The sequence below is a fragment of the Pseudomonas sp. BGA-UO-ETr-WB11 genome, from assembly GCF_059567785.1.
This window is the reverse complement of sequence record NZ_JCAQOS010000004.1, coordinates 121142-136020: the sequence shown is the minus strand read 5'-3', so window position 1 is coordinate 136020 and position 14879 is coordinate 121142. Positions and strand designations below refer to the sequence as shown.

Annotated in this window: 15 protein-coding genes and 1 pseudogene; 10 read left to right on the top strand and 6 right to left on the bottom strand. The window is 61.4% G+C overall.

Annotated elements, in window-relative coordinates:
• Positions 1-73: 73 nt before the first annotated feature.
• The gene (locus AC56DI_RS03770) at positions 74-1246 is read right to left on the bottom strand and encodes an ATP-NAD kinase family protein (RefSeq protein WP_496345001.1); all 1173 of its coding nucleotides are present in this window, start codon (positions 1244-1246) and stop codon (positions 74-76) included.
• Positions 1247-1420: 174 nt separating this feature from the next.
• Here AC56DI_RS03770 and AC56DI_RS03765 point away from each other — a divergent pair, with 174 nt between their 5' ends.
• Positions 1421-1597, top strand: coding sequence for a PA1571 family protein (locus AC56DI_RS03765; RefSeq protein ID WP_496345000.1), 177 nt, complete (start codon positions 1421-1423; stop codon positions 1595-1597).
• A 45-nt stretch (positions 1598-1642) separates the two neighbouring features.
• Here AC56DI_RS03765 and pdxB read toward each other — a convergent pair whose 3' ends face one another.
• Entirely contained in the window at positions 1643-2797 is a 1155-nt protein-coding gene (pdxB, locus tag AC56DI_RS03760) for a 4-phosphoerythronate dehydrogenase PdxB (RefSeq protein WP_496344999.1), read from the bottom strand.
• A 182-nt stretch (positions 2798-2979) separates the two neighbouring features.
• Between pdxB and AC56DI_RS03755 the strand changes: the two genes are divergently transcribed.
• Positions 2980-4377, top strand: a complete 1398-nt coding sequence (locus tag AC56DI_RS03755; protein WP_496344998.1) for an MATE family efflux transporter — start codon at positions 2980-2982, stop codon at positions 4375-4377.
• Positions 4378-4403: 26 nt separating this feature from the next.
• Here the strand turns inward: AC56DI_RS03755 and tusA are convergent, their stop codons facing one another.
• From tusA to rlmM, 3 genes are all read right to left on the bottom strand, one after another.
• Complete coding sequence (gene tusA / locus AC56DI_RS03750) at positions 4404-4643, bottom strand: sulfurtransferase TusA (RefSeq protein WP_324520977.1); 240 nt, start codon at positions 4641-4643, stop codon at positions 4404-4406.
• Between the two features lie 75 nt (positions 4644-4718).
• A complete protein-coding gene (locus AC56DI_RS03745; RefSeq protein ID WP_496344997.1) occupies positions 4719-5588 on the bottom strand; it encodes a MaoC family dehydratase in 870 nt (289 codons plus the stop codon).
• Between the two features lie 53 nt (positions 5589-5641).
• Positions 5642-6697, bottom strand: coding sequence for a 23S rRNA (cytidine(2498)-2'-O)-methyltransferase RlmM (gene rlmM / locus AC56DI_RS03740; RefSeq protein WP_496344996.1), 1056 nt, complete (start codon positions 6695-6697; stop codon positions 5642-5644).
• Positions 6698-6915: 218 nt separating this feature from the next.
• On the opposite strand from rlmM, the pseudogene AC56DI_RS03735 reads away from it, so the two are divergent.
• Positions 6916-7197: pseudogene (locus AC56DI_RS03735) on the top strand (PAS domain-containing protein); the annotation flags it as partial.
• Between the two features lie 210 nt (positions 7198-7407).
• Positions 7408-8481 (top strand): methyl-accepting chemotaxis protein, encoded by a 1074-nt coding sequence (locus tag AC56DI_RS03730; protein ID WP_496345253.1) that lies wholly within the window; start codon positions 7408-7410, stop codon positions 8479-8481.
• 1 nt (position 8482) lies between these two features.
• On the opposite strand, the gene AC56DI_RS03725 is transcribed toward AC56DI_RS03730, so the two are convergent.
• Positions 8483-9202, bottom strand: a complete 720-nt coding sequence (locus AC56DI_RS03725) for an alpha/beta family hydrolase (protein ID WP_496344995.1) — start codon at positions 9200-9202, stop codon at positions 8483-8485.
• A gap of 54 nt (positions 9203-9256) precedes the next feature.
• Here AC56DI_RS03725 and ccoN (AC56DI_RS03720) point away from each other — a divergent pair, with 54 nt between their 5' ends.
• The 6 genes from ccoN (AC56DI_RS03720) (at position 9257) to ccoO (AC56DI_RS03695) (ending at position 14876) form a co-directional block, all read left to right on the top strand.
• Positions 9257-10681, top strand: coding sequence for a cytochrome-c oxidase, cbb3-type subunit I (gene ccoN, locus AC56DI_RS03720; RefSeq protein ID WP_422586692.1), 1425 nt, complete (start codon positions 9257-9259; stop codon positions 10679-10681).
• 11 nt (positions 10682-10692) lie between these two features.
• Positions 10693-11301 (top strand): cytochrome-c oxidase, cbb3-type subunit II, encoded by a 609-nt coding sequence (gene ccoO / locus AC56DI_RS03715; RefSeq protein WP_324520966.1) that lies wholly within the window; start codon positions 10693-10695, stop codon positions 11299-11301.
• 5 nt (positions 11302-11306) lie between these two features.
• The gene (locus tag AC56DI_RS03710) at positions 11307-11492 is read left to right on the top strand and encodes a cbb3-type cytochrome oxidase subunit 3 (RefSeq protein ID WP_324520964.1); all 186 of its coding nucleotides are present in this window, start codon (positions 11307-11309) and stop codon (positions 11490-11492) included.
• Positions 11489-12427, top strand: coding sequence for a cytochrome-c oxidase, cbb3-type subunit III (gene ccoP / locus AC56DI_RS03705; RefSeq protein WP_496344994.1), 939 nt, complete (start codon positions 11489-11491; stop codon positions 12425-12427). The genes AC56DI_RS03710 and ccoP overlap by 4 nt, the downstream gene beginning before the upstream one ends.
• Before the next feature lie 401 nt (positions 12428-12828).
• Positions 12829-14256, top strand: coding sequence for a cytochrome-c oxidase, cbb3-type subunit I (ccoN, locus tag AC56DI_RS03700; protein ID WP_496344993.1), 1428 nt, complete (start codon positions 12829-12831; stop codon positions 14254-14256).
• An 11-nt stretch (positions 14257-14267) separates the two neighbouring features.
• A complete protein-coding gene (gene ccoO / locus AC56DI_RS03695) occupies positions 14268-14876 on the top strand; it encodes a cytochrome-c oxidase, cbb3-type subunit II (RefSeq protein WP_496344992.1) in 609 nt (202 codons plus the stop codon).
• Positions 14877-14879: the final 3 nt, after the last annotated feature.

Below are 14879 nucleotides of genomic sequence, written 5' to 3'. Positions count from 1 at the left end.
GCAAATGGACTAAAGCGCCGATAATGCCCCGCTGGCAGCCCAGGAAGCCAGCAGCATATCTAAACCGGCCGGTTTATTTATTACCACAGGCTTCAGCGTCGCCATCAACCGCAGCCGCCAAGCACGCGGCCGACCAACCCAGCGGGTAAAGCATCTCTTCCTGGTAGCCGGTCCACACCCGTACGGCATCGGGAAATTCACCGTCCAATTGCGGGTCGCCGCTGTCCACCAGCAACGGCCGGCCAGCCAGGGTGGCCAACTTGCGCTTGGTGGCCACCACCCGCAGATGCTCAAGGCCGATCGCACGCAACACCCGTGGACTGATCTGCTGGTTGCCGCGCCCGATGATATGGCCCTGGCCACCGATGGCCGTGACCAACAGGCGGCTCGGATGCTCACGCACCAGCTCATACAGTTGCTGTTCGTTGACGTCACGGGCGAGCACCTGACCATTCTCGATCACATCCACCCCGAGCAAGGTGGTGGTCAAACCGAGATTACTGGCCAGGCCATGCAGCGTTGAGCCAGGACCGAACACATAGCGCACGTCCGCTTCCCAACTGTCCTGCAGCCAGTCGGCCAGCTCCACCAGGACAAGCTCCTCCGACTCCATGCCGGCCTGTTTGACCTGCTGCATAAAGTGGCCTTCCACCGGCACTGTCAGTTCGCCATACCAGCGCGCCGCCACCCGACCGTCACGCAGGGCCGCTTCATCGAGGTCACGCACTTCGCCGCTGGCCAAGCGCACCAGACCGCCTTCCACCAGGCGCCGGGCCAGATCACCGGCCGCCCGCGGGCTGATGGCATACACCCCGGAATGGATCTTCACCCCAGCGGGAATACCCAGCACCGGCTGGGTGGCCGCCGCCACCGCACACACATCCCGCGCCGTGCCATCACCGCCGGCAAACAGCAGCAGCGCCACGCCTTCGGCCTGTAGGGCCAGCACCGCCGCCTGGGTGTCCGCCGCACTGCTGAGGGGTAGCTGCTCAGGCCCCAGAATGCGATAGGCAAAGCCCATGGCCGCCAACAAGTCGGCGCCCATGGCACCGGCAAAGGTGACGAACTGCACGCGCTCGGCAATCGGCAGCAACGACTCCAGGGCGATCCGCGTGCGCGCCGCCGCCCGTGGTTCGGCACCCAACGCCAGGGCTTGAGCAGCGACCCCATCGCTACCCTTGAGGGCCACACTGCCACCCAGACCGGCCAGCGGGTTGATGATCAAACCAAGGTGGAAACGCGACATACAACTCTCTCAGCAAGCGGCATCCGGTGAAGGGAAGCAGCGCAATTAAATGAACCGTGAACGCAGCGAGCCGCGAATTCAAGCGACGAAGCCAACCCATTCGCCCACGCTTTGTCACCGCACCGTCACCTTAATTGACTACTGTGCAGCAACCCGCCGACAAGGAGACCGACCATGGGCATGCAAAAAACCGCTTCCGCACCGCGCAACAGCACACTCACTCGCCAGGCCCTGCTGGGCGGCGCGTTCATTGATGCTCAGGGTCGCGAAATCCCGATTACCGAGAGCATGATCCAACGCGCCTGTCGCGACCTTGAGCACCATTGCCAGCCGCTGCGCAAACGCCCCTAAGCGCTGCGAGCAAGCGTATCCAGCCCGGCGTTTACGCCGGGCTTTTTATTGCTCCAACATCTGCAGGTTGGCACCCAAGGCACTGATCAGCTGCTGCAACGCCTGCGTTGGCGCGTTCAGCGCCACACGCAGACCATCGGTTTCACGGCGATAGGGGTAGTGCTTGCGCAACGCATCGAAGGCACTGCGCCGGGTAGTAGCATCACCGCTCAGGCTACGGCGGAAATCCGCATCGTCGCGGCGCGGGTCATACACGGCACGGCACAGGGTGGTCAGCGCCCAAGCGGGGTCGCAGCGGCCGTCCAGTTGCAGCGTCGGCAGCCAGGGCGCAGGCAGCAACTGGGCCAATTCGATACTGGCAGGCAGCTGCTGCCAGGCGCAAAAGGCCTGATAGATCTGCGCCGTACCGCGCAATTTGCCATCCAGGCTGTAACCGGCAATGTGCGGCGTGGCGATGCGGCACAGGCCTGCCAAAGGCACATCCACCAACGGCTCGCCCTCCCACACATCCAGCACCACCTGCAAATCGCGGCGTTGCTGCAGCACCTGGTAGAGCGCGGCGTTGTCCACCACCGCACCGCGACTGGCATTGATCAGCCAAGCGCCCGGCCGTAGCGCCTGCAGTTGTTCGGTGCTGAGTAAATGTCGCGTCGCCAGCGGGCCATCCGCCGTCAGCGGCGTGTGCAGACTGAGCACATCGCACTGGCTGAGCAGCGTCTCCAGGCTGACGTAATCGCCGCCCTCGGCCGCCTGTCGCGGCGGATCGCAAACCAGCACGCGCCAGCCCAACGCACGCATGACCTTGACCAGCCGGCCACCAACCTGGCCGGCACCGACCACACCGTAAGTCCGCTGCGCAAGCTCGACGCCTTCACGCTCAGCCAGGGCCAGCAAACTGCCAAGTACGTAATCGACCACGCCACGGGCATTGCAGCCCGGTGCACTGGCCCAGGCGATGTCGGCCGCGGCAAAGTAATCCAGCGCCAGGTGGTCGGTGCCGATGGTGCAGGTGCCGACAAAACGCACCGGGCTGCCCTGCAGCAAGGCCTGATCGACACGGGTGACCGAGCGCACCAAGAGCACATCGGCATCCGCCACATCGGCGGCTGAGATGGCCCGGCCCGGCAGGCGGCGAATGGCACCGTGCCCGGCAAAAAACTCATCCAGCAGGGGTATATTTTCGTCGGCGACAATGCGCATGGGGGGCCTCCGCTAAACCGGCCGCCATTCTAGAAGGTGTTGCCGGTACATTGCGAGCCGCGTTATCCCTGTGCAAATGCGTCATCCAGGGCGCACTGGGGCGACACCTCAGGGGTTGTTGCTTGGCCAGGTCGCGACGCAGCGCGTAGACTGGCTGGCTTGCTGACCAGATGGATAGTTTCATGCCCACCCTCACCCGCCTTGGCCGCCTGCGCATCGAGCTGCGCAGCCTGCTGGGACTCGCCGCCCCGATCATGATTGCCCAGCTAGCCAATACCGCCATGGGCTTTGTCGATACGGTCATGGCCGGCCGCGTAAGCCCGCGTGACCTGGCCGCCGTAGCCCTCGGCAACTCGATCTGGGTGCCGGTGTTTCTGCTGATGACCGGCATCCTGCTGGCCACCACGCCCAAGGTCGCCCAGCGCTTTGGTGGCGGCCTGCATGGTGAAATCGGCCCATTGGTGCGCCAGGCCCTGTGGCTGGCGCTGCTGGTGGGCTGTGGCGCCGGCCTGTTGCTGTGGAACGCGGAAAGCGTGCTGCACTGGATGAACGTCGACCCGCAATTGATCGAGCCGTCGATGGGCTACCTGCGGCCAGTCGCCTGTGGCTTCCCGGCCGTGGCGCTGTACCACGTGCTGCGCTGCTACAGCGACGGTCTGGGCCACACCCGGCCAAGCATGATGCTGGGCTTGGTGGGCCTGCTGCTGAATATCCCGCTCAATTACATCTTTATCTACGGCAAGCTGGGCCTGCCGGCCATGGGCGGGGTCGGCTGCGGCTGGGCGACGGGTTTGGTGATGTGGGCAATGTTGCTGGGCATGCTCTGGTGGGTGACCTGGGCACCGTACTACAAAGCTAACCAACTATTTCAGCGCTTTGACTGGCCTAACTGGGCAATGCTCAAACGCCTGCTCTCCGTCGGCGTACCGATTGGTGTGGCAGTGTTTGCCGAGGCCAGCATCTTCTCGGTCATCGCCCTGTTGATCGGCGGCCTGGGGGCCAGCGTGGTGGCCGGCCACCAGATCGCCCTCAACTTCAGCTCCATGGTGTTCATGATCCCTTATGCCCTGGGCATGGCGGTCACCGTTCGGGTCGGCCAGGCCCTGGGCCGCGGCGAGCCGCGCGAAGCACGCTTTGCCGCTGGCGTCGGCATGGGCGTTGCGCTGGCCTACGCATGCGTCTCTGCGAGCGCCATGCTCCTGACCCGCGAACACATCGCTCGCCTCTACACCCCGGACAGTGCCGTGATCGCCATTGCCACCGGGCTGATTATTTACTCGGCGCTATTCCAGTTTTCCGATGCGATTCAGGTGACTGCCGCCGGCGCCTTGCGGGGTTACCAGGACACGCGGGTAACCATGCTGCTGACCCTGTTTGCCTACTGGGGTATTGGCCTGCCCGTGGGCTACTGCTTCGGTTTGACCGACCTTTGGGGCCCAGCCTCGGGGCCGCGCGGTTTGTGGCAGGGACTGATTGTCGGCTTGACCTGCGCAGCACTGATGCTCGGCATTCGGCTGATGCGCAGCGCCAAGCGGCGTATTCGCATGCAACCGATGGCGGCTGCCAGTGCGCCGCACTGAGCGGCACCTAGCAGACCTCAAGACAATCAGTCGGTCTTCTTTTTGATCCAATACAGGTAGCTGCCCGCCTCGACCTGCTGCTCGAGCAGTTCATGGCCGAGAAACAGGCAAAACTTGGGAATATCGCGACGGGTCGAAGGGTCGGTGGCAATCACTTTGAGCAGGCCGCCGGCGGGCAGGTCACGCACCTTGTTGTGCAACATCATCACCGGCTCGGGGCAGTTGAGGCCGCTGGCATCAAGAATCGCATCGGGTTGCAAAAGCATATAGGGCTCCAAAATCAGGCAGGCATTGTCACCGAAAGCGCCCGCCCGGTCACCCAGGCAACGGCCGGCCACGGATCAGCTGGTCAGGTTTAACGCTTGCACCGGCCCATGCTGCAGTTGGGCCACCAGCAGAGGCCGCTGAGTATCCGCCGCCAGCAAGCGCCACTGCCGGCAAGCGCCGGCCTGACTGTGCTCCTGCAACACGTGGCTGCCGAGCAGCAGCGGCGCCTTGAACTGCACATCCAGACGCACCGTTACGGGCAATGCCTGCCCTGCCAGGCTGCGGGCCAGGCTCCACATGCCGTGGGCAAAGGCTCGCGGAAAACCACAGGCTCTGGCCGCCGGCGCCCACAGATGGATCGGATTGAAATCCGCACTGACGCGGGCAAAGCGCCAACCAATATTGACCGGCACAGACCAGGTTGCCGCTGGACAGGTTGCCGGTAATAGCGCCCAGTTGGCGCGCCCCGGCAAGGCCGCCGGCGCCTGCCCGTTTAGATAATCACCACGAGCCAGATAGGTACTGATGGCCTGCCAGCACAGGGCGCCGGCATGCCAGATCTCACTGCCAATATCGAACTCCAGCCCCTGCGTCGTGCGCCGCTCGCCGAGGATGCGACAGCGCAGGTCGACCTTTTGCCCCACCGGCATGGCGTGATAGCGCTGCACATGGTTGCGCACATGCACCAGCCCCATGGGCTGCACCGGCATCCGCCCATCGCTGACCAGGCGCATGTGCAACGGCATCAGCAACACCTGGGGATACAGCAGCGGTACGCTCTCGGTCTTATCCAGCCCGCACACACGGCGGTAGGCTGCAATCTTGCGCGGTTCAAAGCTCAGGCTGCGGCACTCGATATGCAACCGCGGCAGATGCTCGCCCGCGCGCAGCCCGTGCCGCCGAATCAGCAGCAAACGGGCGTAAGTGCCCAGCAACGACGGCATTTTATCTTTCACCTGAACGTATCTCCCTGTTCCGGTCGTGCTGCAGCGGGCGACTAACGCTTGTCCAGGCGCCGCAGATAGCAGGTCACTTCTTCCCGATCGTGATAAAGCTGCTTGCAAGCAATCGACACACGAATGCCGCGCGCCGTGAAGCCATCGGCGATGCGCTCCAGCAGACGCTTTACCTCTGCATAGCGCTGCTTCATCGGCAATTTAAGGTTGACCACTGCTTCGCGGCACAAGCCCTCGCCCAGCCAGGTTTCCAGCAGAGCCGCGCTGCGTGCCGGCTTTTCGACGATGTCGCAGACCATCCAGTCCACTGGCTTACGCGGCTTGAAGGTGAAGCCATCGGCCTGCAAATGCTCGACCAGGCCAGTGTCCATCAGGCTTTCGGCCATAGGTCCGTTGTCGATGGCGATCACCTGCATGTGCCGATTAACCAGCTGCCAGGTCCAGCCACCGGGCGCGGCACCCAGATCGACGGCGGTCATGCCCGCTGCCAGGCGCTCATCCCACTGGTCGCGAGGAATAAATTGATGCCAGGCCTCCTCCAGCTTGAGGGTGGAGCGGCTGGGTGCTTCACGGGGGAACTTCAGTCGCGGGATGCCCATGGGCCAGTGTGCCGAGTTACTCGGCTCGGCCAGGCCGAGAAACACCTCTCGGCCACTTTTGAATGTCAGCAGCAGGCGCGGCAGGCTGGGGTCGTCCACCAGCCGTCCGGCCTTGCTCAGGGCCTTGCGCAGCGGCGCCTCGAACTTCTTGCAGAAGTTCGACAGCTCTTTGCCATCGTTAGTATCCAGAACTTCCAGCCACAGGCTGCCACACACCGGGTAGTCGCCCAGTTGGGCCAGCAGCACGCTGATGCGATCAGTTTCCGGCAATTGCACAAACTCGCCGCGCGCCCACTGGCGCGGAAAGATCAAGCTGCTGAAAGGCACGCGCATCAGCTTCTGCGCGCCACCCGCCTCACTGCAGACGAACTCGGCACAGGCACTGCTGGCCTTGCCCTTGGCATAGCCGGCAACACCCAGACGGGCCGCGTGTTCCGACAGTTCGGCACACACCTCCCCCTCAAAACCGGGGCGGCAATGCAGCAACAAAGTATTCATGGTGATCTCCTCAGGGTCGGCATGATAGCGGAGTTCACCCAAACGACGCGCACAAAGCCTCTCGAGCCCAAGCTGCAACTCACGCAGACCTTCCAGACGAGTGACAAACAAGCGACTGGCCACGTCAGCAAAGCCACTTACACTGTATTAACTCGTGAATTGCTCAACTTTTGGGTCAAACGGTCGATGCACGGAGATAACTAAAATGGAACCTTGCCATGCGTAATAACCAGCCCGTGACTCAACGCGAGCATCAGGTCAGTGAAAATCAGCACCTGATCTCCACCACCAACCTCAAGGGCATGATCACTTACTGCAATGAGGTGTTCATCACTATCAGCGGCTTCAGTCGCGAAGAGCTGATGAACGCACCGCACAACCTGGTGCGCCATCCCGATGTACCGTCAGCCGTATTTGCCCATATGTGGGAAACCCTCAAGCAGGGCAAACCATGGATGGGCATCGTCAAGAACCGCTGCAAGAACGGCGATTTTTACTGGGTCAACGCCTATGTGACGCCGATCTACGAGAATAACCAAGTGGTTGGCTTCGAGTCCGTGCGGGTCAAGCCCACACCCAAGCAAATCAGCCGGGCCGAAGCCCTGTACCAACGGATCAACAGCGGCAAGGCGGCGATTCCGGCAACCAACCGCTTGATACCCTTGCTGCGGTTCTGGCTGCCGTTCCTATGCGCGGTGCTGCTCGGTAACGTGCTCGGTCACCTGATACCGGGGGGCTGGAGCTACCTAACCAGCATCCTCGTGATCATACCGCTGGGGTTAGCCGGCGTGCGCTGGCAAAGCCAAGGCTTGCACCGCCTGGCAAAAGTTGCCGAACGGGCCAACGCTGATCCGCTGATTGCGCTCATGTACACCGACAGTCAGGGCCTGGAAGCCCAGGTGGAAATGTCCATGCGCAGCCAACAGGCCCACCTGCGCACCTGCCTAACCCGCCTGCAGGACACTGCCGAGCACCTGACCCGCCAGGCCAGCGACACTGGCGCCCTGGCCCGCAGCAGCGCCGCAAGCCTGGACAGCCAACGCCAAGAAACCGAGCAAGTGGCCACGGCAGTCAATCAAATGGCTGCCACCACCCAGGAAGTCGCGAGCAACGTTCAACGCACCGCCGATGCCACCCAGAAAGCCAACCAATTAACCCAGCAAGGCCGCAAGATTACCGATGAGGCACGCGAGGCGATCCGTAACCTGGCCCAGGCCGTGGCCGACACCGGCGAAACCGTCACACGCCTGGCCAAGGACAGCAGCGAGATTGGTGGCGTGGTCGATGTGATCAAGGGAATTGCCGATCAAACCAACCTGCTGGCCCTGAACGCCGCCATCGAAGCCGCACGCGCCGGCGAAATGGGCCGTGGCTTTGCCGTGGTGGCTGACGAGGTGCGCTCACTGGCGCAACGCACGGGTGAGTCCACCGGGCAAATTCACCAGTTGATTGCCAAGCTGCAACGCACCGCTCAGGAAGCCGTTTTGACCATGGAGAATGGCCAGCGCCAGGCAGATGAGGGGGTCGAGCAAGTACAGAAAGCGGACGACGCCCTGGTCGGCATCAGTGACGCCGTGGGCCATATCACCGACATGGCCAACCAGATTGCGGCTGCATCTGAAGAGCAAAGCGCCGTGGCCGAGGACGTCAACCGCAAAGTGATCACCATCGCCCAACTGACCGAACAGACCGCCGAGCAGGCTGAGCAGACCTCCGAACTCAGTAATCGCTTGCTAGATACAGCCCGAGGCCAGTTCTCCCTGGTGGAGCGTTTTAATCGCTAAATCACAGTCTGGATGCTGCAGCGGTCTGCCGCTGCAGCATAAATGCTGCAATGGCATCCGCGGCCTGATGCAAATATTGCTGCTGAGTGAACCCTGAGGCCTTTAGAGGCTTGAGGTCATGGTCGGCCACCGCCAGCCAGAGCAATTCGACGGCACTCGACAGCGTATAACTCGCCACCGCCGCCCGATTACCCAACGCATCGCGCTCCCCCTGAATGATCAGGGTCGGGGTCTTTAGCTCGGCAAGATGAGCCACCCGTGGCTTTTCCGGCTTGCCGGCCGCGTAAAAGGGATAGCCCAGGCAAACCAGGCCATCGGCACGCAGCTCGTCAGCCAGCAGGCTGGCCATGCGCCCACCCATGGACTTACCGCCGATCACCAGCGGCCCCGCGACTGTCTGTCGCACCTGCTGGTACACCAGCCGCCATTGCTGCAGCAATTGGGCCTGCGGATTGGGTGGACGACGTCCCCCGCCAGCCCGCCGCAACGCCATGTAAGCGAACTCAAAGCGCAGCACCGCAACCCCACGCGCAGCAAGGCTTTCAGCCATTTGTTGCATAAACAGGCTGTCCATCGGTGCACCCGCCCCGTGCGCCAGGATCAGGCAGCCTAGGGCCGAGCCCATCGGCCTGTTCCACAGCCACTGCCCATGCTCTTCATGACCGCACTGACCATGCGGACATTGACCCTTGTCAATATCGCCCATTACGCCTTTGACCATGCTTACCCTGCTTTTTAGAAGAATCTGCCTATAACCGTGGATGGAAGCCCATACATGAACACAGCAACCAGTACCGCCTACAACTACAGGGTGGTCCGCCAATTCGCCATTATGACGGTGATTTGGGGAATCGTCGGGATGGGACTCGGCGTATTCATTGCCGCGCAACTCGCGTGGCCGGATCTTAACTTTGGCCTACCGTGGACCAGCTTCGGCCGCTTGCGCCCGTTGCACACCAACGCAGTGATCTTCGCCTTTGGCGGTTGCGCACTGTTCGCCTGCTCGTACTACTCGGTACAGCGCACCTGCCAGACCCGGCTGTTCGCCGGCAAATTGGCAGGTTTCACCTTCTGGGGCTGGCAACTGGTGATCCTGCTCGCAGCCATCACCTTGCCGCTGGGCCTGACCAGCTCCAAGGAATATGCCGAGCTGGAATGGCCGATCGATATCCTGATCACCATCGTTTGGGTCAGCTACGCGATCGTGTTCTTCGGTACCGTGATGAAGCGGACTACCAAGCACATCTATGTCGGTAACTGGTTCTTTGGCGCGTTCATCATCACCGTGGCCCTGCTGCACCTGGTGAACAACCTGGAACTGCCAGTCACCCTGACCAAATCCTACTCACTGTACTCGGGCGCAACTGATGCCATGGTGCAGTGGTGGTACGGTCACAACGCCGTAGGGTTCTTCCTGACAGCGGGCTTCCTGGGGATGATGTACTACTTCGTACCCAAGCAGGCTGGCCGTCCGGTTTACTCCTATCGCCTGTCGATCGTGCACTTCTGGGCACTGATCGCCGTGTACATCTGGGCCGGTCCTCACCACCTGCACTACACCGCACTGCCAGATTGGGCGCAGTCGCTGGGCATGGTGATGTCGCTGGTACTGCTGGCGCCAAGCTGGGGCGGCATGATCAACGGCATGATGACCCTCTCGGGCGCCTGGCATAAGCTGCGCAGCGACCCGATCCTGCGCTTCCTGGTGGTGTCCCTGGCGTTCTACGGCATGTCGACCTTTGAAGGTCCGATGATGGCGATCAAGACCGTCAACGCCCTGTCGCACTACACCGACTGGACCATCGGCCACGTACACGCCGGTGCTTTGGGCTGGGTTGCCATGGTGTCGATCGGTGCGCTGTATCACCTGATTCCGCAAATCTTCGGGCGTCAGCAGATGCACAGCGTCGGCCTGATCAACGCTCACTTCTGGCTCGCCACCATCGGCACCGTGCTGTACATCGCCTCGATGTGGGTCAACGGTATCGCTCAGGGCCTGATGTGGCGTGCAGTCAACGAAGACGGCACCCTCACCTACTCCTTCGTCGAAGCACTGGAAGCCAGCCACCCAGGCATGGTCGTCCGGGTAATCGGCGGCGCGATCTTCTTCACCGGCATGCTGCTGATGGCCTACAACACCTGGCGCACCGTGCAGGCGGCCAAACCGGCTGAAATGCAAGCCGCGGCGCAGATGGCCTGAGGAGAACCAAGATGAATCACGAAGTCGTTGAAAAAAATATCGGCCTGATGGCCCTGCTGATGGTCCTTGCCGTCAGCATCGGTGGTCTGGTGCAGATCGTGCCGCTGTTCTTCCAGGATGTTGCCAATAATCCGGTAGAAGGCATGCAGCCGCGTACCGCCCTGCAACATGAAGGCCGCGACATCTTCATCCGTGAAGGTTGCGTTGGCTGCCACTCGCAGATGATCCGTCCGTTCCGTGCTGAGACCGAGCGTTATGGTCACTACTCGGTGGCCGGTGAAAGCGTCTGGGATCACCCATTCCTGTGGGGCTCCAAGCGTACCGGTCCGGACCTGGCTCGCGTTGGCGGTCGTTACTCCGATGACTGGCACCGTGCCCACCTCTACAACCCGCGCAACGTTGTGCCTGAGTCAATCATGCCGGCGTACCCATGGCTGGTAGAGAACAAGCTGGACGGCAAGGACACCGCCGCCAAGCTGAAAGCCATGCGCACCTTGGGCGTGCCTTACACCGATGCCGACATTGCCGGCGCCCAGGCAGCCGTAGCGGGTAAAACCGAGATGGACGCGATGGTGGCCTACCTGCAATCGCTGGGCACCGCGCTCAAGAACAAAAGGTAAGCGTCATGGACATAGGAACCCTACGCGGCTTGGGCACATTACTGGTACTCGTCGCATTTATCTGCGTCGTGTTCTGGGCCTACAGCGGCAAACGCAAAGCAGCCTTCGATGAAGCTGCATTGTTGCCATTCGCCGACCAGTCCCTTGTCAAGGCGCCTGCCCAGAAGGCATCTAGGAGTAATAACGTATGAGTACATTCTGGAGTTGGTACGTCACCGCACTGACTATCGGCACCCTGCTAGCCCTGCTCTGGCTGGTGTTCGCCACCCGCAAGGGCGAGAAAAAAGGCACCACCGACCAGACCATGGGCCACGCCTTCGATGGCATCGAGGAGTATGACAATCCACTGCCAAAGTGGTGGTTCATGCTGTTCATCGGCACCATCATCTTTGCCGTTGCTTACCTGGCGCTGTACCCAGGCCTGGGCAACTGGAAGGGTGTACTGCCGGGCTACGAAGGTGGCTGGACCCAGGTCAAGCAATGGCAGAAGGAAGTGGACAAGGCTGATGCGCAGTACGGCCCGATCTACGCCAAGTATGCTGCCATGCCCATTGCCGACGTCGCCAAGGATGAGCAAGCACTGAAAATGGGCGGTCGTCTGTTTTCAACCTACTGCTCGATCTGCCACGGCTCGGACGCCAAAGGTGCTGTCGGCTTCCCCAACCTGAGTGACAGCAACTGGCGCTGGGGCGGCGAGCCCGACACCATCAAAACCACAATTCTGCACGGCCGTATGGCGATCATGCCGGCCTGGGGCAGCATTATTGGCGATGATGGCGTGAAGAACGTGTCGGCCTACGTGCGCAGTTCGCTGGCGGGCTTGCCGCTGCCGGAAGGCAACAATGCCGACCTGCAAGCCGGGCAAACCATCTTCAACAGTAACTGCATGGCCTGCCACGGCCCACAAGGCAAAGGCATGCCGATGATGGGTGCTCCGGACCTGACCCACCCAGCAGGTTGGATCTATGGTTCGAGCATGGCGCAACTGCAACAGACCATCCGCTATGGCCGTAACGGCCAGATGCCAGCACAGGACGCCTACCTGGGGAACGATAAAGTTCACCTGTTGGCAGCTTATGTCTTCAGCCTGTCGCAACAAGCCAGTCAGGCACCGGCCGCAGAGTAACGCCGGCGCCCACTGCGCCCTCGGTTAGCCGCACAACTCAGGGCGCAGTTGCAGTAAAGGGAAACAGGGCACAGGGAGGTGCCTTCCCTACATTCCTCCCCGCAATAGCCGCGACAGAGTGTCGCACCCTCTCCGTTCGCCTCGAACAAACCTTCCGCATTGGTCTACGCTGCCCACAGTCGCCATTCATCAGGACTGCGCGCCAATTCCCTGTCATTGATGGGGCTACTGGGACCTTTAAAAGCATCACCGCAAACCTCCATTGAGGTTCAACTCCCCACGCGGTGGGCCTGCAAACCCCGGTCCCGCGGGCCTTGCTGATTGCATTGGCTACCTGCTTTGCCCATACTTGCCGCCGATTTTTGTCCCCAGAAAACTCCATTAACCGTGGAAGCAAAAGCATGACCTCAGCAACCAGTCCGACTGCTTATAACTATAAGGTGGTCCGCCAATTCGCCATTATGACGGTGATTTGGGGGATCGTAGGCATGGGTGTGGGTGTTCTGATCGCCTCACAACTTGTGTGGCCAGAACTCAACCTCGGCCTTCCGTGGACCAGCTTCGGCCGTCTACGTCCTCTGCATACCAACGCGGTGATTTTCGCCTTCGGTGGTTGCGCCTTGTTCGCTACTTCTTATTACGTGGTGCAACGCACCTCGCAAGCCCGCCTGATCTCCGATGGTCTGGCTGCCTTCACCTTCTGGGGTTGGCAAGCCGTGATTGTCTTGGCGGCGATCACCCTGCCACTCGGCTACACCTCCTCCAAGGAATACGCCGAACTGGAGTGGCCGATCGACATCCTGATCACGCTGGTCTGGGTCAGCTACGCGATCGTGTTCTTCGGCACTGTGGTTAAACGCAAGGTCAAGCACGTCTATGTCGGCAACTGGTTCTTCGGTGGTTTCATCCTCACCGTGGCCTTGCTGCACCTGGTCAACAACATGGAACTGCCGGTTGGCATGTTCAAGTCCTACTCGATCTACGCCGGTGCTACCGACGCCATGATCCAGTGGTGGTATGGCCACAACGCCGTAGGGTTCTTCCTGACAGCGGGCTTCCTGGGGATGATGTACTACTTCGTACCCAAGCAGGCTGGCCGTCCGATCTACTCGTACCGTCTGTCGATCGTGCACTTCTGGGCACTGATCACCGTGTACATCTGGGCCGGCCCTCACCACCTGCACTACACCGCGCTGCCAGATTGGGCGCAGTCGTTGGGTATGGCGATGTCCCTGATTCTGTTGGCGCCAAGCTGGGGCGGCATGATCAACGGCATGATGACCCTCTCGGGCGCCTGGCATAAGCTGCGCAGCGACCCAATCCTGCGTTTCTTGGTGGTGTCCCTGGCGTTCTACGGCATGTCGACCTTTGAAGGTCCGATGATGGCGATCAAGACCGTCAACGCCCTGTCGCACTACACCGACTGGACCATCGGCCACGTACACGCTGGTGCTTTGGGCTGGGTTGCCATGGTTTCGATCGGCTCCCTGTACCACCTGATCCCGAAAGTCTTTGCTCGCGATCAGATGCACAGCGTCGCGCTGATCAACGCGCACTTCTGGCTCGCCACCATCGGCACCGTGCTGTACATCGCCTCGATGTGGGTCAACGGTATCGCTCAGGGTCTGATGTGGCGTGCAGTCAACGAAGACGGCACCCTCACCTACTCCTTCGTCGAAGCACTGGAAGCCAGCCACCCAGGTTTCCTGGTCCGCGCAATCGGCGGCAGCTTCTTCCTCTTCGGCATGCTGCTGATGGCCTACAACACCTGGCGCACCGTACGTGCGGCCGACCCGGTTGCCATGCAATCCGCGGCTCAGATGGCCTAAGGAGAACCTAGATGAATCACGAAGTCGTAGAAAAGAACATCGGCCTGATGGCCCTGTTCATGGTCCTGGCCGTCAGCATCGGCGGCCTGGTACAGATCGTTCCGCTGTTTTTCCAGGGCGTGACTAACACCCCCGTGGAAGGCATGAAGCCACGTACCGCCCTGCAACATGAAGGCCGCGACATCTTCATCCGTGAAGGTTGCGTAGGCTGCCACTCGCAAATGATCCGTCCGTTCCGTGCTGAGACCGAGCGTTATGGTCACTACTCGGTGGCCGGTGAAAGCGTCTGGGATCACCCATTCCTGTGGGGCTCCAAGCGTACCGGTCCGGACCTGGCTCGCGTTGGCGGTCGTTACTCCGATGACTGGCACCGTGCCCACCTCTACAACCCACGCAACGTCGTGCCTGAGTCGATCATGCCGGCGTACCCATGGCTGGTAGAGAACAAGCTGGACGGCGAAAACACCGCCACCAAGCTGGCGGCCATGCGCACCCTGGGTGTGCCGTACACCGACGCCGATATTGCTGGCGCCAAAGATGCGGTCAAAGGCAAGACTGAAATGGACGCCCTGGTGGCGTACCTGCAGTCCCTTGGCACCGCCATCACGAACAAACGGTAACGC

Excerpts from the sequence above, each read along its gene's own strand:
- AC56DI_RS03770 (WP_496345001.1), bottom strand. The coding sequence starts at position 1,246 with ATGTCGCGTTTCCACCTTGGTTTGATCATCAACCCGCTGGCCGGTCTG.
- AC56DI_RS03765 (WP_496345000.1), top strand. The coding sequence starts at position 1,421 with ATGGGCATGCAAAAAACCGCTTCCGCACCGCGCAACAGCACACTCACT.
- pdxB (WP_496344999.1), bottom strand. The coding sequence starts at position 2,797 with ATGCGCATTGTCGCCGACGAAAATATACCCCTGCTGGATGAGTTTTTT.
- AC56DI_RS03755 (WP_496344998.1), top strand. The coding sequence starts at position 2,980 with ATGCCCACCCTCACCCGCCTTGGCCGCCTGCGCATCGAGCTGCGCAGC.
- tusA (WP_324520977.1), bottom strand. The coding sequence starts at position 4,643 with ATGCTTTTGCAACCCGATGCGATTCTTGATGCCAGCGGCCTCAACTGC.
- AC56DI_RS03745 (WP_496344997.1), bottom strand. The coding sequence starts at position 5,588 with ATGCCGTCGTTGCTGGGCACTTACGCCCGTTTGCTGCTGATTCGGCGG.
- rlmM (WP_496344996.1), bottom strand. The coding sequence starts at position 6,697 with ATGAATACTTTGTTGCTGCATTGCCGCCCCGGTTTTGAGGGGGAGGTG.
- AC56DI_RS03725 (WP_496344995.1), bottom strand. The coding sequence starts at position 9,202 with ATGGTCAAAGGCGTAATGGGCGATATTGACAAGGGTCAATGTCCGCAT.
- ccoN (WP_422586692.1), top strand. The coding sequence starts at position 9,257 with ATGAACACAGCAACCAGTACCGCCTACAACTACAGGGTGGTCCGCCAA.
- ccoO (WP_324520966.1), top strand. The coding sequence starts at position 10,693 with ATGAATCACGAAGTCGTTGAAAAAAATATCGGCCTGATGGCCCTGCTG.
- AC56DI_RS03710 (WP_324520964.1), top strand. The coding sequence starts at position 11,307 with ATGGACATAGGAACCCTACGCGGCTTGGGCACATTACTGGTACTCGTC.
- ccoP (WP_496344994.1), top strand. The coding sequence starts at position 11,489 with ATGAGTACATTCTGGAGTTGGTACGTCACCGCACTGACTATCGGCACC.
- ccoN (WP_496344993.1), top strand. The coding sequence starts at position 12,829 with ATGACCTCAGCAACCAGTCCGACTGCTTATAACTATAAGGTGGTCCGC.
- ccoO (WP_496344992.1), top strand. The coding sequence starts at position 14,268 with ATGAATCACGAAGTCGTAGAAAAGAACATCGGCCTGATGGCCCTGTTC.